This window comes from Bradyrhizobium sp. Ken51 (genome assembly GCF_055807435.1).
The window spans coordinates 61,084-85,255 of the sequence record NZ_JBVVPB010000008.1 but is presented as its reverse complement, the minus strand read 5'-3'; the positions used below and the strand labels follow the sequence as shown (position 1 = coordinate 85,255).

Here is a 24,172-nt window from a genome sequence, read left to right as displayed (position 1 = left end):
GGCCTAGAGATGGAGCCACTTCAACAATCCGAGCCCGATCGCACCATTTATGATGAGAAAGATCGCGACGATCAGGTTCAACAGGCGTGGCATGATCAGGATGAGCACACCCGCAAGCAGCGACAGGATCGGCGAGATGTGGGCGACGGTGATGTGCATGAATTTTCTTTCCGTGGGGTGGGGGCGAATCGCGGCGGGATCATAGCGGACTGGGTTCCGCGGGTAGAGACGCACTGGGCACGCGCGAGTTCCCGGCTTCGCGAAAACTGCCCGAAAATGCCGCGAATGCGGCGGGCATTTTCCGGAACATCGCGAAGACGCATGCATTGGCAACCGGTCGCGCCATTGGCGCTTCCCGAAAACCTTCTCGAAGGAGTTGCCCATGCGGAACAGGATTCTTGCTCTTGCAGCGCTCGCGGCCGCGATCGGCTCGCCCCTTGCGGCGCAGGCGCAAAGCAGCGTCACCGTGGGACGCGCGCCCGTCGTCGTCGACAGTGGCCCGACCATTGCGGTCGAGCAGCGGCCGGCTTTCCGCGACTATGTCGTTGAACAACGTGTGCCGGCTTTCCGCATCCCGGATCGCGTGGTGGTCGGTGCCACCTTACCTGAAAGCGGCGTCACCTATTATGACGTGCCGCAACGTTTCGGCGCCACCACCTATCGCTACACCGTCGTGAACGGCGAGACCGTGCTGGTCGAGCCGCGCTCGCGGCGCATCGTCGAGGTGATGGACTAGCGTTGTGAGGGATCAACTAGGTGTCCGGCGCGTCACATCAATCAGGCTGACGCGAGCAGTTTAGTCGGACATCAGGCCCCGCCCGGTCCTCCCCCCGCCGGGCGGGGCTTTTTTGTGCTTCGTGTGTGGGTGCTGCTCTCGTGTCCCGGGCAAGCGAAGCGCAGACCCGGGCCCCAGAAGCCGCGAGCACGCAGCAGCATGGGCCCCGGCTCTGCAGCGCACTGCTAAGAAGCGCTGCGCTGCGTCCGGGGCACGAGATCAATCCTGGATCTTCGAGAAATCCGCCACCGCACGCGTGGCGCTGCGGATCTCGTTGAGCAGCTTCAGGCGGTTCTCGCGCACCTTCGCATCCTCGTCGTTGACGCGAACTTTCTCGAAGAACGCATCGACCGGCGGACGGAGCTTTGCCATCGCGCTCATCGCGGCAGCAAAATCTTCCTTGGCGACGGCGGTACGGGCTTCGTCCGTCACTTCATCGATCGCCTGGGCCAGCGCCTTCTCCTCGCTAAGAGCGTAGAGTGAGGCATCGGGTGCGCCGTCGAACAAGCGCTTATCCTTCCTCTCTTCGATCGAGAGAATGTTGCTGGCGCGCTTGGTGCCTGCCAGCAGATTCTTGCCGTCGTCAGTGTCGAGGAATTTTCCGAGTGCTTCGACGCGGCGGACGACTGCCACTATTGGATGCCCTTGAACCAACGAACCAGTGTTGAGAACCGCATCGACGAGATCGTAACGCGCCTTCTGATCTCGCAATTGGACCTTAAGCCGGTCTTCGAAAAAGACCATTAGGTCATCAAGCTTTTCTGCAACTTCCAAGTATTGTTTGTCGTACGAGCGCTCTAAGTGCCCCCAAGCGAGTTCTCGCAAACTAATCTTGGCCTGATTTTCGAGCACAATCCTGATCACACCCAGCGCCGCGCGACGCAGCGCATACGGGTCCTTGCTGCCCGTCGGCTTCTCATCGATCGCCCAGAAGCCAACAAGGGTGTCGAGCTTGTCCGCGAGCGCCACTGCGACGCTGACCGGATCGGTCGGCACGCGATCAGCTGGCCCTTGGGGCTTGTAGTGCTCCTCGCAGGCCGCGGCGACGGAGGCATCCTCGCCTTGGGCCAGCGCGTAGTACTTGCCCATCAGGCCCTGCACCTCGGGGAATTCGCCGACGACTTCCGTCAGCAAATCCGCCTTCGCCAGATGCGCGGCGCGCGTTGCCTTGGCGACATCGGCACCGACGAGCGGCGCGATCTCAGCGGCGAGGCGTTCGATCCGCATGATGCGCGCGGCCTGGGTGCCGAGCTTCTCGTGAAACACGATCTGCTCGAACTTCGGCAGCCGGTCTTCCAGCTTCGTCTTCAGATCCGTCTCATAAAAGAACTTCGCATCCGACAGGCGCGGACGGATCACGCGCTCGTTGCCGGCGACGATGGTCTTGCCGCCGTCGGGCGCCTCGATGTTCGCCGTGAGGACGAACTTGTTGGTCAGCTTGCCCGTCTTGGGATCTTTGACGACGAAGCACTTCTGGTTGTTGCGGATGGTGGCGCGGATCACCTCATCGGGGATCGCGAGATATTCCGCTTCGAAGGATCCCATCATGACGACGGGCCATTCGACGAGGCCCGAAACCTCATCGAGCAGCACCTGGTCCTCGACCAGTTCGAACCCTTGCGCGAAGGTCAGCTCCTTGGCGTCGGCAAAGATAATGTCCTTGCGCGCCTGCGGATCGAGGATGACTTTTGCCGCCTTCAGCTTCGCTTCGTAGTCTTCGAAGCGGCGCACGGAAATCGCGCTAGGTGCCATGAAGCGATGGCCGTAGGTGGTCTGGCCGGCCTCGATGCCGTCCACCGAGAATTTGACGACATCGGGCTCTTCGGTTTCGAGCCCGAACGTCGCAATGATCGCGTGCAGCGGGCGCACCCAGCTCAGCGATCCTGGTTTGCCGGAGCGCGCGCCCCAGCGCATCGATTTCGGCCAGGGGAAGGTGCGGATGATGACGGGAAGGATTTCCGCGAGCACGTCGATGGCGTCGCGGCCGGGCTTCTCGATCAGCGCGATGTAGAAGTCGCCCTTCGGGTCGCGCTGGATCTTGGCCTCATCCAGCGACGTCAAACCCGTCGCTTTCAGAAAACCCTGCACGGCGGCATCGGCCGCGCCGATCTTCGGTCCACGGCGTTCGGTCTTCAGGTCAGGCTGGCGCGCAGGGATGCCGTGCACGGTCAGCGCGAGGCGGCGCGGCGTCGCGAACGCCTTGGCGCCTTCGTAGACGAGACCTTCGGCGACGAGCTTGTCGGTGACCATGCGGCGCAAATCCTCCGCCGCCTTGGCCTGCATGCGCGCGGGGATTTCTTCGGAAAACAGTTCAAGCAAAAGATCGGGCATCAGGCAGCTCCGCCCGCTTCAGTATGGATCCAGGCCTCGCCGCAAGCTTTTGCCAATTCGCGCACGCGAAGAATGTAGCTCTGCCGCTCGGTCACCGAGATCACGCCGCGCGCGTCGAGCAGGTTGAACACATGGCTCGCCTTGATGCACTGGTCATAGGCCGGCAGCGACATCAGATGGGCCTCGCGCTTGCCGTCCTTCCAGCCAGCTTCTAGGTACTTTCTGCACGCGCTTTCAGCCATCTTGAATTGCTCGAACAGCATCGCGGTGTCCGCGATCTCAAAATTGTGTTTCGAATATTCCCGCTCGGCCTGCAGGAAGACATCGCCATAGGTGACCTTGGCGTCACCGTCGCGGCCGTTGAAGTTGAGGTCGTAGACGCGATCGACGCCCTGCACGTACATCGCGAGCCGCTCGAGCCCATAGGTGAGTTCGCCCGCGACCGGCGCGCATTCGACACCCGCGACCTGCTGGAAATAGGTGAACTGGCTGACTTCCATGCCGTCGCACCAGCACTCCCAGCCGAGGCCCCAGGCGCCCAGCGTCGGGCTCTCCCAATCGTCCTCGACGAAGCGAATGTCGTGCATGGCGGAATCGATGCCGATCGCGGCGAGCGACTTCAGGTACAGCTCCTGAAGGTTCGGCGGCGACGGCTTCATGATCACCTGGAACTGGTAGTAGTGCTGCAGCCGGTTCGGATTCTCGCCGTAGCGGCCGTCCTTGGGCCGCCGCGAGGGCTGCACATAGGCCGCATTCCAGGGCTTTGGCCCGAGTGCGCGTAACGTCGTCGCCGGATGGAAGGTACCCGCGCCCATCTCCATGTCATAGGGCTGCAGGATCACGCAGCCCTGCTCGGCCCAGAACCGCTGGAGCGCGAGGATAAAACCCTGGAACGAGCGTTCCGGGCGCATATGGGCGGGCAAGGAGGCGTCCATCGTCAGATCGGGCTCTCGCGGGGGGTTGAATCGCGCGGGACCGTATCGACGGCAGGGGTGGGAATCAAGGCAAAGGGGGTGGATTCGGGCCCAGTTGTCCGTCATGCCCGGGCTTGTCCCGCCTGCGCGGCCGAAGCCGCTTCGGCGAGGCGAAGGCCCGGGCATCCACGTTCTTCGTGCGTCAGGCAAGACGCGGATGGCCGGGACAAGCCCGGCCATGACGACTGCACCAACTAACCCGGCCGATAGGCTCCAGTCACGGGATCCTGTTTCAGGGTCTGGACGGCTCCCATATGGGCGGCCTCGGCGACGCGCGAGAGGCGCATCTCCTCCAGCTCCTGGTTGATCCTGACAGCGGTCTTGTAGGCCCAGCGGACCACGGCAAGCCCGCCCAGGACGCCCGCGAATGCGACGAACGGCGGCATCGGTCGTTCCTTGTTCAGTGCTCAGCCCCCACGCACATTCTTGCGCAGACCGGGCCGCGCCGCAATTGGCTCGGCTTCAAGTCTCCTTGGGGCCAAATGGCGCGGCAGGGCTCCATCTAGAACCCGAATTTCGCCCAGATCGCCCGCGTCTCGACTGCCGAGATCAGGTCGTCCGGCAGGCCGGCCATTGATTCCATGGCCGAAAGCTGCCCCGCGCCGGGCGATTTCCGGCCCAAAAGGCTGGAGAGCAGACCGGTCGGCTGGGCAATCACGGGGGTGAGAACCTTCTCGCCAAAGCGGGCACGAAGAGTTGAGCGGAGATCGCCAATGCTGTCGGCGAGCCCCAGCGCGATCGAACTCTCGCCGGCCCAGTATTCGCCCGTGAACAGGGTGTCGTCGGAGCCCTTCAACCGCGCGCCGCGGCTCTCCTTCACCAGGGCGATGAAGATCTGGTGGATCTCGCGCTGGAGCGCCTTCAGCTTGGCGACGTCGTCGGGGTTTTCGGGGAGAAACGGGTCGAGCATCGCCTTGTGCGCGCCGGCGGTGTAGAGGCGCCGCTCGATGCCGAGTCGCTTGATCGCTTCCTGGAAACCAAAGCTGCCGCCAACCACGCCGATCGAGCCGAGGATCGAGGACGGATCGCAGATGATCTCGTCGCCGGCGCAGGCGATCATGTAGCCGCCGGAAGCCGCGACGTCCTCGACGAACACCAGCACCGGCAGCTTCTTCTCCGCCGCGAGCTGCTTGATGCGCAGGTAGATTTGGCGCGACTGCACCGGCGAGCCGCCGGGCGAATTGATCACCAGCGCCACCGCTTTGGCGTTGCGGGTCGAAAACGCCCGCTCCAGCACCCGCGAAACGGTCGCGAGCGTCATACCCGGGCGCAGCGGCGTCACTGCGCCGATCACACCGGACAACCGCACCACCGGCACCACGGCCGTGCCGGGACGGAAGCGCGCCGGCAGATATTGCATGAGCTTGTCGGCCAGGCCGGAACTCTCACGATCGTTCAATTGTTCGGCCATGCCGTTACCTCTGATTAACTATTTCTTATCACGCGACTGTCATTGGAAGGGCCCGGAACGTGTTTTGCAGAAACCCCGTTGAGAGGCTGCAATGGGCCAGCGGAGAACACCATGAAAATCTATCTGCTGATGCTGCTGATCGGTGCGCTGTTCATGGCGATCCGCTTGACGACTCCCCAAGAGCAGCAGTCGGAATCGCTTCCGCAATAGCTCAGCACGGTTCCACCAGGGGTAGAACCGCTCTTCCCTCCAGAATATCCATCACCTCTTTTTTCGGCACACGTGACTCCTCGTTGAGCATGAGGCCCGGCAGCAATCGTGCCGGGGCCCTCCCGCCCTTGATCGCGCGCACTAGCACGCGGATCGCAGGCCGTCCTGCTTCACCGTGAACCGGCAGAATCGCGAGACTGCCGAAGCCGCGAGACAGCGCCGCCAAAACCTCCGCGATCCCATCTGCGCGCCAAATCAATGTCAGCGCGCCATTCGATCGGAGGATGCGCCGCGCCGCATGCACCCAGGCATTCAGCGTCTCATCCGTCGCCACATGCGCGATCTGGCGCGCCTGATCGGGCGAGCCGCGATGGCGAGCGGGATCGTTGAAGGGCGGGTTCATCAGCACCACGTCGACGCTGTCCGGCGCGAGCCCGCTGGCTACGAAGGCCTGCGCGTCCGCGGTGACGTCGAGCACGATCGTCTCGGCGGCAATCGCATTCGCTGCCGCATTGGCGCGCGCAAGCTCCGCCAGCTCGGGATCGATCTCGACCAGGCCGAGCCTGATCCCCGGAACGCGCCGCGCCAACGCAAGGCCCGCCGCGCCGATGCCGGCGCCGAGATCGACGACGCGGTCGCCCGCCCTCGCCTCCGTCGCCGCCGCGAGCAGAATGGCGTCGTGCCCGGCGCGATGGCCGGACCGCTTCTGCTTCAGCCGCAATTGCCCGCCGAGAAAGGCGTCCTCGGTGAGGTCTGCCAGCGCTTCACTCATCGCCGCGCAGTTCGTGGCTGAGGCCGGCCTCGGTCAGGAGCTGCCGGGCCTCGAGGGCGTCGTCCTCATGGACCAGGATCCGCCGCGGCAAAATGCCGAGGGAGCCCTCGATGATGCTCATGTTCTGGTCCAGCACCAGATGATGGATGTTGGCGCCGTCGAGCAGCGCGCCGATCGCCGACACCAGCACCATATCGTTGGTCCGAACCAGTTCTCGCAAAACACAGGCCTCCTGCCTGACGGGGATTAAGCGCCAAATGTCAATGGTTCCACGGCCCTTGCCGCATCCCCGTCCAGTTTCTATTGTCTTTCCATCAGAATAGCCCTTCCGGGGCAAATATTGGAGACCGGCGTGGCCGTCATCGTACCTTTCGAAACTCCCGGCGCGTCGATCGAAGAGCTGGTTGCCCTTGTCGCCGGTGACATGGAGCGCGTCAACGCCACGATCCTGTCGCGGACCGGTTCGGACGTGACCATGATCCCGGAGGTCGCCAACCATTTGATCTCCTCCGGGGGCAAGCGCCTGCGGCCGATGCTGACGCTGGCCATGGCCAACCTCGCCGGCTACACCGGCGACGGCCATATCAAGCTCGCCGCCAGCGTCGAGTTCATGCATACCGCCACCCTGCTCCATGACGACGTCGTGGACGAGAGCGAGATGCGCCGCGGCAAGCTGTCGGCACGCATGCTCTGGGGCAATGAGGCGAGCGTGCTGGTCGGCGACTTCCTGCTCGGCCAGGCCTTCCGCATGATGGTCGAGGTCGGCTCGCTCCGTGCGCTCGACATTCTCTCCGCGGCCGCCGCGACTATCGCCGAGGGCGAGGTGATGCAGCTTGCCGCCGCCAAGAACACCGCGACCACCGAGGACGAATATCTCGCCGTGATCCGCGGCAAGACCGCCGAGCTGTTCGCGGCCGCCTGCGAGGTCGGCCCCGTGATCGCCAACCGTCCGAAGGCGGAGCAGACCGCCTGCCGCTCGGTCGGCATGAATCTCGGCATCGCTTTCCAGCTCGTCGACGACGTGCTCGACTATGGCGGCAAGAGCGCCAAGCTCGGCAAGAACACCGGCGACGATTTCCGCGAGGGCAAGATCACGCTGCCCGTCGTGCTCGCCTTCCGCCGCGGCAACGACACCGAGCGCGCCTTCTGGATCCGCGCGCTCGAGCGCGGCGAGATCGGCGACACCGACCTCGACCACGCCATCGGCTTGATGAACAAGCATCGTGCGCTCGAAGACACGCGCAGCCGCGCCCAGCACTACGGCGCCATGGCGGTGGACGCGCTGGCGCTGTTCCCGTCCTCGCCAATGAAGAGCGCGCTGGAGCAGGTCGTGGCGTTCTGCCTGGCACGGTCGCATTAGCTTCTCGCATCCTTAGCGCTTGCTAGTAACCACACCCTCAGTGTCGTCCCGGCGAAGGCCGGGACCCATTACCCCGGTCGGCGTTGTCTTAGCGGCTGTGGCCACCATCGTGCATCACAACAACAGTCGTGGGTATGGGTCCCGGCCTTCGCCGGGACGACATCGTTGAGGTACGAGCCACCACTGCATCAACAGCGTCATTGCGAGCGCAGCGAAGCAATCCAGAATCTTCCCGCAGAGGGACTCTAGATGGCTTGGCTGCGCTCGCAATGACGAGCTAGGTGTGCGAGGGCCGCCTTCCAACTTGCAGTCAAATCCTATGCGCCATCTTGCGGCACACACCCGTCGGAGTGTTCCAACGGTTCGTCTAGTAACTTGCATTTTGCAAGTAACTCTCCTACCTTCCCCCCATGCAGCCCAAATCCCCTTCCATCCAGGAATGTCCGGTCGGCCGCGCCGTGGAGACGGTCGGCGAATGGTGGAGCATCTTGATCCTGCGGGATGCGTTCCAGGGCGCAACGAAGTTCGACGAATTTTCGCAAAGCCTCGGGATCGCGCCGAATATCCTGTCGCGGCGGTTGGCCCATCTCACCGAAAGCGGCATGTTCGTCCGCCGCCGCTACAATGAACGGCCGCCGCGCTATGAATATGTGCTGACCGACAAGGCGCGGGACTTCTTCCCCGTGGTCGCAACCCTGCTCGCCTGGGGCAACAAGCATCTCGCCCCGAAGGGCGAAGCCATCCTGCTCGCGAACCGGCGCAATCGTCGCCCCTTTAATCCTGTCGTGGTCGATGCCGCCGACATGCAGCCGATCACGCTCACCAATGCGGTCATTATCGCGGGTCCCCGCGCCAGCCGTGTCATGCGCAAACGGTTGACCTCGCTCAAAGCCATGAACCCGGCCGTCGCGCCGGCTGGAGACTGACATGCGTCGTATCGTCGTGACGGGAATGGGCGCGGTATCGCCGCTTGGCTGCGGTGTCGAACTGTCGTGGCGCCGGCTACTGGCCGGTCAAAGCGGGCTGCGCCCGCTGCCTGAATGGTCGCAGGCGCTGCCCGCACGCATCGCCGGCCTCGTGCCCGACAAGGCCGATGACGCGGACGGCGGCTTCGATCCCGCGCAGGCCGCCGCGCCGAAAGACCAGCGCAAGATGGACCGCTTCATCCTGTTCGCGCTGCTCGCCACCGCAGAAGCGATTGCGCAGGCCGGCTGGATGCCGCAGGACGCGGCGGCGCAGGAACGAACCGCGACGATCATCGCCTCCGGCGTCGGCGGTTTTCCGGCCATGGCGGAGGCGGTGCGCATCACCGAACACCGCGGCCCGCGCCGGCTGTCGCCGTTCACGATCCCCTCCTTCCTCGCCAATCTCGCCGCCGGCCACATCTCGATCAAATACGGCTACAAGGGAGCGCTGGGCACACCGGTCACGGCCTGCGCCGCCGGCGTTCAGGCGATCGGCGATGCTGCGCGGATGATCCGCGCGGGCGAGACTGATGTGGCGATCTGCGGCGGCGCGGAAGCCTGCATCGACATCGTCAGCCTCGGCGGCTTTGCTGCGGCCCGTGCTCTGTCGAGCGGGTTCAATGACGCGCGCGCCTCGCGCCCGTTCGACCGCGACCGCGACGGTTTTGTCATGGGCGAAGGCGCCGGCATCCTGGTGATCGAAGAGCTGGAGCATGCGTTGGCGCGTGGCGCGACGTCGATTGCGGAGATCGTCGGATACGGTACGACCGCCGACGCCTATCACATGACGTCGGGTCCGCCTGACGGCGACGGCGCCCGGCGCGCGATGGAGATCGCGCTCCGGCAGGCCAAGCTTGCGCCCGCGGATTTGCAGCATCTGAACGCGCATGCGACATCGACGCCGGCCGGCGACGAGAGCGAGCTTGGCGCGATTGCCGCGCTGTTCGGCCGCAACCGCGGCATCGCCGTGAGCGCGACCAAATCGGCCACCGGCCATCTGCTCGGTGCTGCCGGTGGACTGGAAGCGGTCTTCACCGTGCTCGCCCTGCGCGACCAGATCGCGCCGCCGACGCTCAATCTCGAAAACCCTGATCCCGGCGCTGACGGCATCGACATCGTCGCCGGTGTGGCGCGCCCGATGCCGATGCAGCACGCGATCTCGAACGGGTTCGGCTTCGGCGGGGTGAATGCCAGCGTGATCTTCCGCCGGATGGGCTAAACGACGGGCCTTAATTGACGGGCCTTGCAATCGCGGCAAGCATCGCTACCAAAGCAGGATGATCAACACGAATTTCTGGCTGTTCCTGGCCGCCGCTTGTCTCATCGCCGCCATTCCCGGCCCCGGTATTTTCTACGTGGCGGCACGGACCTTGTCGGAAGGGCGCGCCAGCGGTTTTGCATCGACCGCGGGCACCGCGCTCGGCGGGCTGGTTCATGTGGTCGCGGGCAGCCTCGGCATCTCCGCGATCATCCTTGCCAGCGCCGAGCTGTTCGCCGCCGTGAAATTTGTCGGCGCACTCTATCTGGTCTGGCTCGGGATCAGGACATTTCGCAGCGCCGGTCGTGTGCTGTCATTCGACAGCGAGCCCGTCGGCGACAAGCGCGCCTTCCGCGACGGCGTGCTGGTCGAGGCGCTGAACCCGAAGACCGCCGCATTCTTCCTCGCCTTCATTCCGCAGTTCCTTGACCCGGCGGGATCGAACCCGACGCTGCAATTCATCACGTTGGGTGCGATCTCGGTGACGCTGAACACACTCGCCGATATCGTGGTGGTGCTGATGGCTTCCGCGACACGCACGCAGTTGATCGGAAGGCCGCATTTGATGCGACGTCTCACCCAGGGCTCCGGCGTCTTCATCGCAGGGCTCGGCCTGTCGCTCGCACTGGCCCGACGGCCCGTGAATGGATAGCGCCACCATGCTCGCTCCGCAAAGCCGCAGTTACGAGTCTCACGGCCTGCGGCTGCACTATGCCGACTGGGGCAACGACGGCGCGCCTGTCGCCATCCTGGTTCACGGCGGCCGCGATCACTGCCGGAGCTGGGACGTCATCGCCCGGTCGCTGCAGCCGCATTTTCACGTGCTCGCACCCGACCTGCGCGGTCACGGCGATTCCGACTGGACAAAAGGCGGCAGCTACGCGCTGACGGAGTATGTGTACGACCTCGCCCAGCTCGTCCGTGCCATCGCAGCACCTCAAGTCACTCTCATCGGCCATTCCATGGGCGGCATGGTCAGCCTCATCTTTACAGGGGCATTCCCCGAACAGGTCTCGAAGCTGGTCGTGCTCGACGGCGTGACGATGTTGCCGGATACACCAAAACCGCCGGTGCATGAGCGCATCGGCAAATGGGTCGGCCAGCTCGACAAGCTGCACGACCGCGCACCGCGCCGCTATTCGACCCTCGAAGACGCTGCGGCGCAGATGGTGCTTCACAATAAGCGGCTGTCCCGCGACCTCGCGCTGCATCTCGCCACCCACGGCGCGCGGCAGAACGAGGACGGCACCTATAGCTGGAAGTTCGATCCCTACCAGCGCGCCTCTGCGCCGCACCGGCTCTGGCCGGACGATCACATCGGGCTGTGGTCGCGCATCACCTGTCCGACGCTGCTCTTGAATGCCGGCGAAAGCTTTCTGGCTGGCGCGAGGGCCGCGGGCCTGGAGCGCTACTTCCCGCAGGCGCGCGTCGAGACCATCGCCGGGGCCGGACACTGGCTGCAACATGACAAGCCGCAGGAGGTGTTGAGTGAGATCCGGGAGTTTCTCTCGCTGGCCTAGCTCAACGTCCCCGAATGCACCCACCAGCCGGAATGATCCCTGCGGATCTTCTCAGCGGCGGCATGCGCCTCGGCAGATGCGCCACAGATCGCAAAGCACGTCGCACCCGAGCCGGACATGCGGGCAAGCTTGACGCCGGCGGAGCCACGCAAGGCTTCCAGCACGTCCCCAATCACCGGCTCGATGCGCATCGCAGGCGCTTCGAGGTCGTTGGCGACGGCCTTGAGCGAGTCGACCCAATCGTCAATGGAGGCGCCCTCGCCCGGCCAGGCCGGGGCGTCGAAGACGGACGTGGCGCCGACCAGAAGCTCGCCGTTGCGCAGGCCCAGCGCCTGGAACACATCCTTGGTCGCGACCGGCACGCGCGGGTTGACCATCACGCAGGGCATGCTCGGCAGCATCAAGGGCAGCAGCTGCTCGCCGACACCGGTCATGTCGCAGGCGCGCGAGAACAGACACACCGGCACGTCGGCACCGGTCGCAAGCGCAACCTTCTGCAGCCGCGGGTCGTCGAGTTCCAGATTGTTGAGACGCGCCAGCAACCGCAGCGCCGCCGCGGCGTCGGCCGAGCCGCCGCCGATACCGGCCGCAACCGGGAGCACCTTGTCGAGCGCGAAGGCGCCCAGCTTCAGGTTCGGGACGGCTTCGGCCAGGAGCTTGGCCGCCTTGAACACGAGGTTGTCGGCCATATCGCCGCAGGCCGCCGCAAGCGGCCCCGTCGTGGTGAGCTTCAGCTCGCCGCCGGGCTCCAGTGTGAGCCGGTCGGCGCAGTCGGCAAAGGCGACGACGCTTTCGAGATCATGATAGCCATCGGTACGACGGCCGACCACACGAAGGCTCAGATTGACCTTCGCGCGCCCTTCTTCAATCAACGCCGGCATTGACGACACGCCCCCAACTTCAACTCACTCAGCCGCCCTTGCCGTCGTCCTTCTTCTTCTCCTTCTCCGCCTGCGCAGCCGAGGAGTTCGAATTGTCGTCGGTCATACCGTTTGCAATCTTGGCCTCGATCTTCGGAAGCTCATCCGCTTCGGGCTTGAGATCGCGGGCGTGGGCCCACTGGAACTTGGCTTCCAGCGTGCGGCCGACGCGCCAATAGGCATCGCCAAGGTGGTCGTTGATGGTGGGATCCTCGGGCTTGAGGTCAATGGCGCGCTCGAGGTTCTTCACCGCGTCTTCGTAATTGCCGATGCGGTAATAGGCCCAGCCGAGGGAATCGACGATGTAGCCGTCATCCGGGCGCTGCTCGACCGCCCGCTTGATCATCTTCATGCCTTCGTCGAGATTGATGCCCTGGTCGATCCAGGAATAGCCGAGATAGTTGAGGACGTGCGGTTGGTCGGGCTGCAGCTCGAGCGCCTTCTTCATGTCGGCTTCGGCCTTGCCCCACTGCTTGGAGCGCTCCTCGCAGATGCCACGATAATAGTACCAGACGCTGTTGGCCTTGTCGTTGCCGGCCGGCAGCACGTCGACGCCTTGCGAATAGGTTGCGCCGCATTCGCCAAACTTCTTGCGGCCGCGCTCGATGTTGCCGAGCGCCATGATCGCTTCGAGATCCTTCGAGTCCTCAGTGGTGACGCCCTTGAGGATCTTGATCGCCTCGTCGGTGCGGTCGGCGGAATCCAGATCGATGGCGAGCTGGATCTGGGCGTTGCGCTTGAGCGGCGAGGACGACGGCACCCGCTCATAGACCTTGATCGCCATCTGCGGCCGCTTCACCGATTCATAGAGATCGGCGAGCGAGAGCAGCGCCAGGGGATGGGTGGGTTGGAGGTAGAGCGAGAGCTGGAGATAGACCAGCGCCAGATCCTCGCCGCCGCGGCGGGTCAACGTGGCGCCGATGCCGTAGAGTGCTTCTGCGGCGCCGGCTTGCGCGCTATCGGCCAGCGGCGGCATCTTTTTGCCGGCCTTGGTGTCGCGCAACCCTTCCACGATCAGCGGATGGCGGGCGAGCTTCTTGTCGAAAGCCTGGTAGACCGTGGTCGCGGCGGCCGAGTCCTTGTTGCGCGACAGCCAGCGCGCATAGGCCTCGGTGACGCGCAGCATGGAATCGTCGAGCTTGTAGGCACGCTCGAACCGGGTGCCCGCGTCTTTCTCCTTGCCGGCGAGTTCGAGGATCATGCCGGCGTGGAGGTCTTTGAACAGCGGATACCATTCCGGACCGGCCAGCTTGTCGATGGTGGCGACGCCGCCCTTGGCATCGCCCGCACCATAGGCGGCCCAGCCCGACAGCAGCGTGGCGACGAGATCGGTGATCGGACCGCGGATCGACTGGTTGATGTTGGTCTGCGCGGCCGCATACTTCTTGAACTTGAGATCGTGCACGCCGACGACGAGGCGTGCAACGCGGTTGGTCTTGTCGATGGTCAGGATGCGCTCGGCGAGCTTGACGGCCTCATCGATGTCGCCGTCTGCAACCGAGGAGATGAAAGCGCGGTCAAGCAGCTCGTTGTTCTTGGGATCGGTGCGCAGGGCCGAGCGATAGAACGCGGCGGCAGAGGCCGCATCGCGCTCGACGCTGGCGTGGCGGGCGGCGAGATAGCTGCCGGAAGTGGTCAGCGCCTTCAGATCGTTTCGGGTCGGAAACTGCGCCGCCGTGTCGGACGGATGGTCCGGCGTCTGCGCCAGGACCGCGCCGGGGACCGTCGCGATCGCTGAGCCCATGAGGGCAATGGCGGCAACAGTCCAACGGTTGAAACGATTTGAAAGCATCAGGGCTCGCCTTGAGTTGGTAGTGCCTGGGTTTGCAGAAGGCCGTATCGCATGCGAACGCGGCCGGTGGCATGGGGACCCGGAACTGTCGGGCCGACAATGCCGCTTTTGGCGCTTCACCGCAAGGATTCGGGCCGGGCGATCGCCTCCGCACGCCCCAAATCGGCCAAGTCACCGGTCAAGAGCGCCCCAAGACGCCGCCAGTATGGCCTTATCGTGACCACGGACCGCGACCGCGGCCGGGTTCTCACGCGAACGTGCGTCATAGGGCCAATGTCACGCAATATTGGTCACATTGGGCTTGGGTCACATGGATCGTGGCTTGCTGACCCCGCCTACATCGCCTCGTAGTTTGGACCGCCGCCGCCCTCCGGGGGAACCCAGGTGATGTTGCCGTTGGGATCCTTCACGTCGCAGGTTTTGCAGTGGACGCAGTTCTGGGCGTTGATCTGGAAGCGCGGGCCCGAACCTTCCTCGATCCACTCATAGACGCCGGCCGGGCAATAACGATTCGAGGGACCGGCGAACACGTCGTGCTCGGAGGTTTTCTGGAGGTTCATGTCCGTGACCTTGAGATGGACCGGTTGATCCTCCTCATGATTGGTATTGGACAGGAACACCGACGAAAGCTTGTCGAAGGAGATCTTGCCGTCCGGCTTCGGGTAGGCCCTCGGCGCGTGGGTCTTGGCCGGATCGAGCGTCGCGCGATCGGGCTTCGCATGCGACTGGGTGCCAAACAGCGAGCCGCCGAACAGCGTGTTGCACCACATGTCGAAGCCGCCGAGCGCAACGCCGAGCACCGTGCCGAACTTCGACCACAGCGGCTTGACGTTGCGGACCAGGAACAAATCCTTGCCGACCGAGGAGGAGCGCCAGGCATTCTCGTAGTCGACGATCTCGTCATTGGCGCGATCGGCGGCAATGGCTGACGCAACGTGCTCGGCGGCGAGCATGCCCGTGCCCATCGCGTTGTGCACGCCCTTGATGCGGGGAACGTTGACGAAGCCGGCCGCGCAGCCGATCAGCGCGCCGCCGGGGAAGCTGAGTTTCGGCACCGACTGATAGCCGCCCTCGGTGATGGCGCGTGCGCCATAAGCGAGCCGCTTGGCACCTTCGAAGGTGGAGCGGATCGACGGATGGGTCTTGAAACGCTGGAACTCGTCGAACGGCGACAGATACGGATCGTCGTAGTTGAGATGCACGACGAAGCCGACGGCAACGAGGTTGTCGTCGTAGTGATAGAGGAACGAGCCTCCGCCGGTCTTCAGATCGAGTGGCCAGCCGAACGAATGCTGGATCATGCCCTTCTGGTGCTTGGCGGGATCGATCTGCCAGACTTCCTTGAGCCCGATGCCGAACTTCGCAGGCTCGCTCTTGGTATCCAGCGCGAACTTCGCGATGAGCTGCTTGGTCAGGCTGCCGCGCGCGCCTTCCGCGAACAGCGTGTACTTGCCAAGCAATTCCATGCCACGGGTAAAGGAGTCCTTCGGCTTGCCGTCCCGGCCGATGCCCATGTCGCCGGTGGCGATGCCCTTCACCGCGCCCTGCTCGTCATAGAGCACTTCGGCGGCGGCAAAGCCCGGATAGATCTCGACGCCGAGCGCCTCTGCCTTGCGCGCGAGCCAGCGGCAGACATTGCCGAGCGAGCCGATATAGCAGTGATGGTTGTCCATCAGAGGCGGCATGATGAAGTTCGGCAGCCTGATCGCACCGCCGCCCGTCATCCAGTAGAAGCGATCGTCCTTGACCTGCGTCTTGAGCGGACAATCGGAATCCTCGCGCCAGTCCGGGATCAGCTTGTCGAGCCCGGCCGGGTCGATCACGGCGCCGGAGAGAATATGCGCACCGACCTCGGAGCCCTTTTCCACCACGACGACATTGAGATCGGCATTGATCTGCTTCAGCCGGATCGCCGCAGCCAGGCCCGAGGGGCCGGCGCCGACGATGACGACGTCGAATTCCATGGATTCGCGCGGGGGAAGTTCTTCGGTGCTCATCTGATCTCAGCCCTTGAGACGGTCCTTGGTCGATTGCGCCCTCTTGTTTCCGATTTTTCCGGGTAGGACAACCTCGGAATCGCGTTCCGCCGGGGTGCAAGGCGCTCCAAACTGATATAAAAGTCTGACTTTCCAAATGATCCCCGAACCCGCGCCCACCGTCCGAGAGCTTCTCGCCTTCTATCTGGAGGCGGGTGTCGATTGCGCGCTCGTGGAGGAACCGATTGACCGCCTGGCGGAAGTCGACGCCCCGCCTGCGGCCCCGCGCGCCGCACCTCCGCTCGAGGCGCCACGGCCGGTTGCGGCTCCCGCGGTCATCCGCGGCGAGGCGGCACCCGCGCCCGACATCGCGATCGCCTCGGCGCGCGAGGCCGCACGCACCGCGCCGACCTTGGAGGCGCTGCGCGAGTTGATGCAGAGCTTTGACGGCTGCGCGCTGAAGCACACAGCGACACGGTTGGTTTTCGCCGACGGTAATCCGCAGGCGCGCATCATGTTCGTCGGCGAGGCACCGGGCCGCGACGAGGACATCGAGGGGCTGCCCTTCGTCGGACGCAGCGGCAAGCTGCTCGATTTGATGATAGGAGCCATAGGCCTCAACCGCAGCACCGCCTACATCGCCAACGTGATCCCCTGGCGGCCGCCCGGCAATCGCACGCCGACGCCGCAGGAAACGCAAATCTGCCTGCCATTCATCCAGCGCCAGATCGAGCTGGTGAATCCGGATGTGCTGGTGACGCTCGGCAATCCCTCGACGCAGACGCTGCTGTCGACCCGCGAAGGCATCATGCGCACCCGCGGCCGCTGGTTCGACTACGAGACGGGCGCGCGCACCATCCGCGCGCTGCCGACCTTCCACCCGGCCTATCTGTTGCGCTCGCCGTCGTACAAGCGGCTGGCCTGGCAGGATCTGCGCGCGATCGCGAAGGCGCTGGCGGGCGCGTGAGGAGCCGTACGACCTCTCCCCGTCATTGCGAGCGCAGCGAAGCAATCCAGAATCTTTCCGCGGAGGGACTCTGGATTGCTTCGTCGCAAGCGCTCCTCGCAATGACGAGGGAAAGGGCGAGCGACTAAGTCCCCTTCGGCCGCACGATGGCCCAGCCGATGCGCAGGAGTTGCTGGCGTCCAGTCACCAGCCACTCGAAGGCGCGCGGGACTTCCGGGACGATGCCCGGAAAGCGCGCGAGGATGTCCGGCGGCGGGGTCCCGGCGGTATCGGAGGCCCGCCAGACCACGACGCCGCCGGTCTCGCTGAATTTGGCCTGATTGATCCAGGGCGTACGCGCGGGCTCGGCATCGATGAAGAGATGCGGCCGGCCGGAATGCAGCGTGATCAAGCTCGCAAGCTGGGTCTCGCCGGCGACTGCGCGCAGACGATGATTGGTGCGGCGGGCAAAGCTCTCGTCGAAGAAGTCCGAAATCGCGCGCGCCGGCATCGAGGTCGCGATCTCGTTGGCACCGGTCCACGGCAGGAGCAGGACGGCGAGCACGACGCCGATTGCGGGCGCGATGACGGCGGCCGCCCAGACCATCCGCAGCATTCTCGCGCGGCGCATCGCGATGAGGTCGCCGGCCCCCACGACCACGGCAAGCCCCGACAAGACCAGCACGACGCCGGCGCCGCCGACGACGGCGTCGAGGCCCAGCAGACCGGAGATCAGCACCGCGCCAAGCGCCGGCGCGAGTGCGAAGAAATAGACGAAATTGCGCGCGAGCGGCTCGACCGGCGGGCGGAAGATGATCGGCGCCTCCTCGCTCTTGGGAACGAACAAGCCGGTGTTGAGGACCGTCAGCGCCGGGATCGCCGCCGCACCGAGCAGGAGTCCCCCGAGCAGCCAGGCCGCGTGCAGTGCGCGGGCATTGAGCTCGGCAACCTGCGGCAAGGCCGGCAAGACGAGTGCCTCGGCCCGCATCAGCCACACCGCATAGGGCAAAGCCAGCACCGCGACGACCACCAGCGCAAATAGCGGGTCGAATGCGCGCAATGTACGGCGGCCACCCGCGGTGGCGAGCGCGAAGACGACGATCAGGGGCAGCAGGAAGATCGCAGCCGGCGTCGTCAGCAGCAAGAGGCCGGCCTCGATCGACCAGGCGAACCAGGCGTTGCCGCGGCGCTGGCCGATGATCTGCCAGGAGTGCAGCAGCAGCAACGCCCAGAGTGGCCGCGCCAGCACCAGGGGGCTGAAGTCGAGTGTGGGCGAGGAGAAGGCCAGCAGCGTCATGGTCAGCAGCACGGCCAGCACTGCCTGCTGGGGGCCGACCACCGCGCGGGAGAGATGATAGAGCGTGATGAGGGTCGCGATCCCGCAGAGCTCGGCCAGGACATAGACGCCGAACACGTGGCCGCCGGCGGCGCGATAGGCGATGTCGGCGAGCCAGACCGGCAAGGGCGGGCCCAAATCAGTGCCGACCTGGTATTCGCGGCCGAAGGCCAGCAGGGTCGCGAGGCTGCCGGGCGGGCTGCGATAAAACACCAGCGCCACGAACAGCCACATCGCGGCCTGGAGCAGCACGACGATCCAGACGATCAGCCGCGGCCGCGCGCGAATGAGCTCGATGACCAGGGAGGTAAACCGCATGCAACGTCCGAAAGATGCAGCCAACCCGTCAAGCCGGCCCTATTCGCTCACGACTGTTTTGATAAAGGGCGTGACGCGTCGTGGCAACCGAGTCTCGGCTAGAGATTGGCCGACGCGTCGACTTCCAAGCCCGTATCCACCTGCAGCTCGATCTCGGTCACCGCAAACAGATCCTGCGCCGGCTCGACCGTCCAGGGCATGTGCTTGGCGCGTGCGGCGGCGACAGGGGCAAAGAAGCTGCGGTGGTGGACGGTGGGGCCGAGGCGGTTGAGCGCATCAAGGTGCTCGGGCACGGCGTAGCCCTTGTGCTGCTCGAAACCGTAGCCGGGACAGTCCTGAGCCAGTGCGCACATCAGGCGGTCCCGCGTCACCTTGGCGATGATCGAGGCCGCTGCGATCGACAGGACGATGCCGTCGCCGCCGATCACGGCCTCGCAATCGCATTCCGTATCCAGCCGGTCGCGGCCGTCGACGAAGACATGCCGGGGCTGCTCGGGCAGCGCCACCACGGCGCGCTTCAGTGCCCACAGCGAGGCGCGCAGGATGTTATCGCGGTCGATGCGGGCGCGCGAGGCGACTGCCACCGAGACCTGGGCGGTGGCGCAGATCTTGTCGAACAGCCTTTCGCGCTCCTCGGCCGTCAGGCGCTTGGAATCATCGATGCCGCGCGGGATGCGGTCGGGATCGAGAATCACCGCCGCCGCCACCACAGGTCCGGCCAACGGCCCGCGGCCGGCCTCATCGCAGCCTGCCACCGGCCAGACGCCACGCTTGATCAGCGCGCGCTCGCGGCGGAAGCTTGGAGCAACGATGATGGCGCTCTTTGTGCCCGCCAGCGCCTTGGCCATTTTCTTGGGCGCAGCCTTGTCGTTCTTAGGCGCGGCCTTCTTGTTCTCAGGCGCAGCCTTCTTGGGCGCGTCTTTGGCCAGCTTCTTGGCGGATTGATCCCGAATCATGGCCGGGATCGTGCGCAAGCGGAATGGCCTGCGCAACCGGGAACCTCGGACAATTCCCGTTATTCAAGTCAGCCGCCCTATTCCGCCAGATGCACCCGCCGGTCCTCGCCGACCTCGATGCCGGGCGCGACCACGACTTCCCATGGATGGCCGTCAGGATCGGCGAAATAGCCGGAATAGCCGCCGTAATCGGTCTCATGCGCGGCCTTCAGCAGCGCGGCTCCCTCGCCGACGGCGAAAGCCAGCACCGCGTCCACCTCCTCACGCGCGCGGCAGTTCCATGCGAGCGTCATGCCGCGGAACGTCGATGGCCTCGGGTGATCAGGCAATTTGGCGTCGACCGCGAGCTGATCCCACGGAAACAGCGCGAGCACCGGACCGCCAGTATCATAGAACGCAACGGCCTCACCGGTCACCTTCAGCCGGCGCGAGAAACCGAGCGCGTCGTAAAAGGCAATGCTGGCGCGGATGTCGTTCACGCCCAGCGTGATGACGGTGAGCCGCGGGATTGGAGCTGCCAGTTCCTGACTCATACGACGCCTCTTCCACTTCGTCCCTCAGAACAGGCTGAGCTGATCGCCGTTCCGCTTCGGCTTGGCAAAATGATCCGTCGTCAGCTTGGGGCGCCGCTTGTTCAGCCCGAGCCTGTCGCAGGCGATCTCGAAGCGGCGACCGATGGTCCAGGCCATCGGGCCGGTCCCCTTCATGCGCTCGCCCCATTTCGCGTCGTAGTCACGGCCGCCGCGCATGTCGCGGATCAGTGTGAAGACGTGGCGATAGCGGTCCGGATAGTTCGCCATCAGCCATTCGCGAAAGAGATCGCGCACCTCGAGCGGCAACCGCAGCAACACGTAGGAGGCTTCCTTGACGCCGTCATGGGCGGCAGCATCCAGGATGCGCTCGATCTCGGAATCGTTTAGCGCGGGGATCACGGGCGCGACCATGACGGTGGTCGGAATGCCGGCCTCGGAAAGCTGCTTCAGCGCCTCCAGCCGCTTCGGCGGCGTTGACGCCCGTGGCTCCATTGTGCGCGCCAATTTCGGATCGAGCGAGGTCACGGAGATCCCGACCTTGGCGAGGTTGCGCTTGGCCATGCGCGCGAGAATGTCGATGTCGCGGGTCACCAGCGCCGACTTGGTGACGATCCCGACGGGATGGCCGGCGCGCTCCAGCACCTCCAGAATGCCGCGCATGATTTTGCGCTCGCGCTCGATCGGCTGATAGGGATCAGTGTTGGTGCCGATCGCGATCATCCGCGGCTCGTAGCCGGGCGCCGCAAGCTCCTTCTCGAGCAGCGCCGGCGCCTCGGGCTTTACAAACAGCTTCGATTCGAAGTCGAGCCCCGGCGACAGGCCGAGATAGGCATGCGTCGGCCGCGCGAAGCAATAGACGCAGCCGTGCTCGCAGCCGCGGTAGGGATTGATCGAGCGGTCGAAGCCTATGTCGGGAGAATCGTTGCGGGTGATCACTTTGCGCGAAGTGTCGACCGCGACCGTGGTCTTGAACGGCGGCAGTTCTTCAAGGCTCTGCCAGCCATCGTCGAAGGCGACGCGCGCCTCGGCCTCGAAGCGGCCGCTGGCGTTCGACTGCGCGCCCCGGCCTCGCCTGCGCTGGCGGTCGATGGCGACCGCCAGCTCAGGGAAGTCAGAAGGCGCACCCGCCGGCTCGGAGGGCGCCGTGACCGGCGGGTGCTTGAGAGCATGAGAGGATGCTGGACTCATGAAGCCAAGATAGCACGCCGCAGGAACAAATCAAGAACACAAACAAAAAACGTGAAAACAACCCCATGCACAGTAGAGCTGCCCAAACTTCGCGCGCTTGCTTTTGACCTCACGCAACAGTGGCGTCACGGCGATCCCGTTTGATGCTGCCGAAGGATCGATCTCGCCGGAACTCGGTTGGTGACGATCCCGGGTGAAGGTCGGCAGCAATATGACAAATCAACAACAATCGGCCGCCGCGAGCGGCGACCTCGATCTCCTCGATCGCTATTGGCGCGCCGCGAACTATCTCTCCGTCGGGCAAATCTACCTGCTCGACAACCCGCTGCTGCGCGAGCCGTTACGGCCCGAGCACATCAAGCCGCGTTTGCTCGGCCATTGGGGCACGACGCCCGGTTTGAACTTCATTTATGCCCATCTCAACCGCGTCATCCGTGCGCTGGATCTGAGCATGATCTATGTCTGCGGTCCCGGCCACGGCGGCCCCGGCATGGTCGCCAACACTTATCTCGAAGGCAGCTACAGCGAGATCTATCCCGATATCGCGCGCGATACCGACGGACTGCGCAAGCTGTTCAGGCAGTTCTCCTTCCCCGGCGGCATCCCCAGTCACGCGGCGCCGGAAACGCCGGGCTCGATCCACGAAGGCGGCGAGCTCGGTTACGCGCTGGTGCATGCCTATGGTGCGGCATTCGACAATCCCGACCTGATCGTCGCCTGTGTCGTCGGCGACGGCGAGGCCGAGACCGGCCCGCTCGCGGCGTCCTGGCATTCCAACAAATTCCTCAATCCTGCGCATGACGGCGCGGTGCTGCCGATCCTGCATCTCAATGGGTACAAGATTGCCAATCCGACCGTGCTTGGGCGGATGCGCGACGACGAGATCCGCGATCTCTTCCGCGGGCTCGGGCACGAGCCGCTGTTCGTCCAGGGCGACGATCCCAGATTGATGCACCAGATCATGGCGGACGCGCTCGACGTCGCGCTCGCCAGTATCCGGTCGATCCAGCAGCACGCCCGCGACGGCCGCAAGAGCGTCGAACGCCCGCGTTGGCCGATGATCGTGCTGCGCAGCCCGAAGGGCTGGACCGGCCCCAAGGAAGTCGACGGCAAGAAGGTCGAAGGTTTTTGGCGTGCGCATCAGGTGCCCGTCGCGAACTGTCGCGAGAACCCGGCGCATCTGAATATTCTCGAAGAGTGGATGCGCAGCTACGAGCCGGAAAAGCTGTTCGACGCGAACGGCGCGCTCATTGCCGAGCTCCAGGCGCTCGCGCCCGAAGGCCATCGCCGCATGGGCGCCAATCCACACGCCAATGGCGGCCTTCTGAAGAAGGAGCTGAAGCTGCCGGACTTCCGCAGCTTCGCCGTCGAGGTCGCTCAGCCGGGCGGCGTCGCGGCGGAGGCAACCCGCGAGCTCGGAAAATTCCTGCGCGACGTCATCCGCCTCAACGCCGAGGCCCGCAATTTCCGCATCATGGGCCCGGACGAAACCGCGTCAAACCGGCTCGATGCGGTGTTCGAGGCCACCGAACGCGTCTGGATGGAGCCGACAAAACCTTACGACGTGCATCTCGCCCAGGACGGACGCGTGATGGAAGTCCTGAGCGAGCATCTCTGTCAGGGCTGGTTAGAGGGCTATCTGCTCACCGGACGGCACGGCTTCTTCTCCTGCTACGAGGCGTTCATCCACATCGTGGATTCCATGTTCAACCAGCACGCCAAATGGCTGAAGGTGACGCGGCATCTGCCGTGGCGGCGCCCGATCGCCTCGCTCAACTACCTGCTCACCTCGCATGTCTGGCGTCAGGACCACAACGGCTTCAGCCATCAGGATCCCGGTTTCGTCGATCTCGTCGCCAACAAGAAGGCCGACATCGTTCGCATCTACTTCCCGCCGGACGCCAACACGCTGCTGTGGATCGCCGATCATTGCCTGCGCACCTATGACCGCATCAACGTCATCGTCGCCGGCAAGCAGCCGGCGCCGCAATGGCTGTCGATGCAGGAGGCAGCCACGCATTGCGATGCCGGCATCGGCATCTGGAGCTGGGCCGGCACCGAAGATGCGAATGGCGAGCCCGATGTCGTGATGGCCTGCGCCGGCGACGTGCCGACACTGGAGACGCTCGCCGCCGTCGACCTGCTGCGCAAGGCGCTGCCCGAGCTGAAGATCCGCGTTGTCAACGTCGTGGACCTCATGACGCTGCAACCCAGGGAGCAGCACCCGCACGGCTTGTCCGACCGCGACTTCGACGGCCTGTTCACCCGCGACAAGCCGGTGATCTTCGCCTATCACGGCTATCCCTATCTGATCCACCGGCTGACCTATAACCGCACCAACCACGCCGGCATGCACGTGCGCGGCTTTGCCGAGGAAGGCACCACGACGACGCCGTTCGACATGGTCGTGCTCAACGAGCTCGACCGCTATCACCTCGCGATCGAGGCGATCGAGCGCGTGGCGGGGCTCGCGACCAAGGCGGCGCAGGTGAAGCAGCAATTCCGCGACAAGCTGATCGAGCATTCGCGCTATGTGCGCGAATACGGCGAGGACATGCCGGAAATCCAGGAATGGGTCTGGCAGAACAGCGCCGGCGGCAACACGCCGGCGGAGGCAGGCGATTGACGGCA

At 64.8% G+C, this 24,172-nt stretch carries 22 protein-coding genes; 8 read left to right on the top strand and 14 right to left on the bottom strand.

Going from position 1 to position 24,172, the window contains the following annotated elements; translation table 11 throughout:
* Positions 1–3 precede the first annotated feature (3 nt).
* On the bottom strand, positions 4–159 hold the full coding sequence (locus AC0L27_RS15790; RefSeq protein ID WP_007594951.1) for a DUF3096 domain-containing protein: 156 nt from the start codon (positions 157–159) through the stop codon (positions 4–6).
* 223 nt (positions 160–382) lie between these two features.
* On the opposite strand from AC0L27_RS15790, the gene AC0L27_RS15785 reads away from it, so the two are divergent.
* Positions 383–736, top strand: coding sequence for a DUF1236 domain-containing protein (locus AC0L27_RS15785; RefSeq protein WP_007594952.1), 354 nt, complete (start codon positions 383–385; stop codon positions 734–736).
* 258 nt (positions 737–994) lie between these two features.
* On the opposite strand, the gene glyS is transcribed toward AC0L27_RS15785, so the two are convergent.
* From glyS to AC0L27_RS15755, 6 genes are all read right to left on the bottom strand, one after another.
* Complete coding sequence (gene glyS / locus AC0L27_RS15780) at positions 995–3,106, bottom strand: glycine--tRNA ligase subunit beta (protein ID WP_354209085.1); 2,112 nt, start codon at positions 3,104–3,106, stop codon at positions 995–997.
* On the bottom strand, positions 3,106–4,041 hold the full coding sequence (locus AC0L27_RS15775) for a glycine--tRNA ligase subunit alpha (protein ID WP_354057194.1): 936 nt from the start codon (positions 4,039–4,041) through the stop codon (positions 3,106–3,108). The genes glyS and AC0L27_RS15775 overlap by 1 nt, the downstream gene beginning before the upstream one ends.
* A gap of 233 nt (positions 4,042–4,274) precedes the next feature.
* On the bottom strand, positions 4,275–4,466 hold the full coding sequence (locus AC0L27_RS15770; protein WP_085352613.1) for a hypothetical protein: 192 nt from the start codon (positions 4,464–4,466) through the stop codon (positions 4,275–4,277).
* Between the two features lie 116 nt (positions 4,467–4,582).
* Entirely contained in the window at positions 4,583–5,491 is a 909-nt protein-coding gene (locus tag AC0L27_RS15765) for a S49 family peptidase (protein ID WP_354209086.1), read from the bottom strand.
* A gap of 211 nt (positions 5,492–5,702) precedes the next feature.
* A complete protein-coding gene (locus AC0L27_RS15760; RefSeq protein WP_354209087.1) occupies positions 5,703–6,473 on the bottom strand; it encodes a tRNA1(Val) (adenine(37)-N6)-methyltransferase in 771 nt (256 codons plus the stop codon).
* Positions 6,466–6,693 (bottom strand): putative signal transducing protein, encoded by a 228-nt coding sequence (locus AC0L27_RS15755; RefSeq protein ID WP_007594964.1) that lies wholly within the window; start codon positions 6,691–6,693, stop codon positions 6,466–6,468. The genes AC0L27_RS15760 and AC0L27_RS15755 overlap by 8 nt, the downstream gene beginning before the upstream one ends.
* 132 nt (positions 6,694–6,825) lie before the next feature.
* Between AC0L27_RS15755 and AC0L27_RS15750 the strand changes: the two genes are divergently transcribed.
* The 5 genes from AC0L27_RS15750 to AC0L27_RS15730 all read left to right on the top strand — a co-directional run bounded on the left by AC0L27_RS15750 (position 6,826) and on the right by AC0L27_RS15730 (position 11,576).
* Complete coding sequence (locus tag AC0L27_RS15750; protein ID WP_007594965.1) at positions 6,826–7,833, top strand: polyprenyl synthetase family protein; 1,008 nt, start codon at positions 6,826–6,828, stop codon at positions 7,831–7,833.
* A gap of 410 nt (positions 7,834–8,243) precedes the next feature.
* Positions 8,244–8,759: a winged helix-turn-helix transcriptional regulator gene (locus tag AC0L27_RS15745; RefSeq protein ID WP_354209088.1), complete on the top strand. Its 516-nt coding sequence runs from the start codon at positions 8,244–8,246 to the stop codon at positions 8,757–8,759.
* A gap of 1 nt (position 8,760) precedes the next feature.
* A complete protein-coding gene (fabF, locus tag AC0L27_RS15740) occupies positions 8,761–10,017 on the top strand; it encodes a beta-ketoacyl-ACP synthase II (RefSeq protein ID WP_354209089.1) in 1,257 nt (418 codons plus the stop codon).
* Positions 10,018–10,075: 58 nt separating this feature from the next.
* Entirely contained in the window at positions 10,076–10,708 is a 633-nt protein-coding gene (locus tag AC0L27_RS15735; protein WP_354209090.1) for a LysE family translocator, read from the top strand.
* Positions 10,709–10,715: 7 nt separating this feature from the next.
* Positions 10,716–11,576 carry an alpha/beta fold hydrolase gene (locus AC0L27_RS15730; protein ID WP_354256322.1) on the top strand — a complete coding sequence of 287 codons (861 nt, stop codon included), beginning with the start codon at positions 10,716–10,718 and terminating at the stop codon, positions 11,574–11,576.
* Here the strand turns inward: AC0L27_RS15730 and AC0L27_RS15725 are convergent.
* The 3 genes from AC0L27_RS15725 to AC0L27_RS15715 all read right to left on the bottom strand — a co-directional run bounded on the left by AC0L27_RS15725 (position 11,573) and on the right by AC0L27_RS15715 (position 16,285).
* A complete protein-coding gene (locus AC0L27_RS15725) occupies positions 11,573–12,457 on the bottom strand; it encodes a 4-(cytidine 5'-diphospho)-2-C-methyl-D-erythritol kinase (RefSeq protein WP_354209092.1) in 885 nt (294 codons plus the stop codon). The genes AC0L27_RS15730 and AC0L27_RS15725 overlap by 4 nt on opposite strands.
* A 28-nt stretch (positions 12,458–12,485) precedes the next feature.
* The gene (locus tag AC0L27_RS15720; protein ID WP_354057208.1) at positions 12,486–14,288 is read right to left on the bottom strand and encodes a tetratricopeptide repeat protein; all 1,803 of its coding nucleotides are present in this window, start codon (positions 14,286–14,288) and stop codon (positions 12,486–12,488) included.
* A 335-nt stretch (positions 14,289–14,623) separates the two neighbouring features.
* Positions 14,624–16,285: an electron transfer flavoprotein-ubiquinone oxidoreductase gene (locus tag AC0L27_RS15715; protein ID WP_275171588.1), complete on the bottom strand. Its 1,662-nt coding sequence runs from the start codon at positions 16,283–16,285 to the stop codon at positions 14,624–14,626.
* 136 nt (positions 16,286–16,421) lie between these two features.
* Between AC0L27_RS15715 and AC0L27_RS15710 the strand changes: the two genes are divergently transcribed.
* Positions 16,422–17,231, top strand: coding sequence for a uracil-DNA glycosylase (locus AC0L27_RS15710; RefSeq protein ID WP_354209093.1), 810 nt, complete (start codon positions 16,422–16,424; stop codon positions 17,229–17,231).
* Between the two features lie 124 nt (positions 17,232–17,355).
* On the opposite strand, the gene AC0L27_RS15705 is transcribed toward AC0L27_RS15710, so the two are convergent.
* The 4 genes from AC0L27_RS15705 to AC0L27_RS15690 form a co-directional block, all read right to left on the bottom strand.
* Positions 17,356–18,864 (bottom strand): glycosyltransferase family 39 protein, encoded by a 1,509-nt coding sequence (locus tag AC0L27_RS15705; protein ID WP_354209094.1) that lies wholly within the window; start codon positions 18,862–18,864, stop codon positions 17,356–17,358.
* A gap of 98 nt (positions 18,865–18,962) precedes the next feature.
* Complete coding sequence (locus tag AC0L27_RS15700; protein ID WP_354057213.1) at positions 18,963–19,820, bottom strand: ribonuclease HII; 858 nt, start codon at positions 19,818–19,820, stop codon at positions 18,963–18,965.
* 77 nt (positions 19,821–19,897) lie between these two features.
* Positions 19,898–20,353, bottom strand: a complete 456-nt coding sequence (locus AC0L27_RS15695) for a VOC family protein (protein WP_354057215.1) — start codon at positions 20,351–20,353, stop codon at positions 19,898–19,900.
* A 24-nt stretch (positions 20,354–20,377) separates the two neighbouring features.
* Positions 20,378–21,541: a PA0069 family radical SAM protein gene (locus tag AC0L27_RS15690; RefSeq protein ID WP_473319632.1), complete on the bottom strand. Its 1,164-nt coding sequence runs from the start codon at positions 21,539–21,541 to the stop codon at positions 20,378–20,380.
* 211 nt (positions 21,542–21,752) lie between these two features.
* Between AC0L27_RS15690 and AC0L27_RS15685 the strand changes: the two genes are divergently transcribed.
* The gene (locus AC0L27_RS15685) at positions 21,753–24,167 is read left to right on the top strand and encodes a phosphoketolase family protein (RefSeq protein ID WP_354209096.1); all 2,415 of its coding nucleotides are present in this window, start codon (positions 21,753–21,755) and stop codon (positions 24,165–24,167) included.
* The last annotated feature ends 5 nt before the right edge of the window (positions 24,168–24,172 follow it).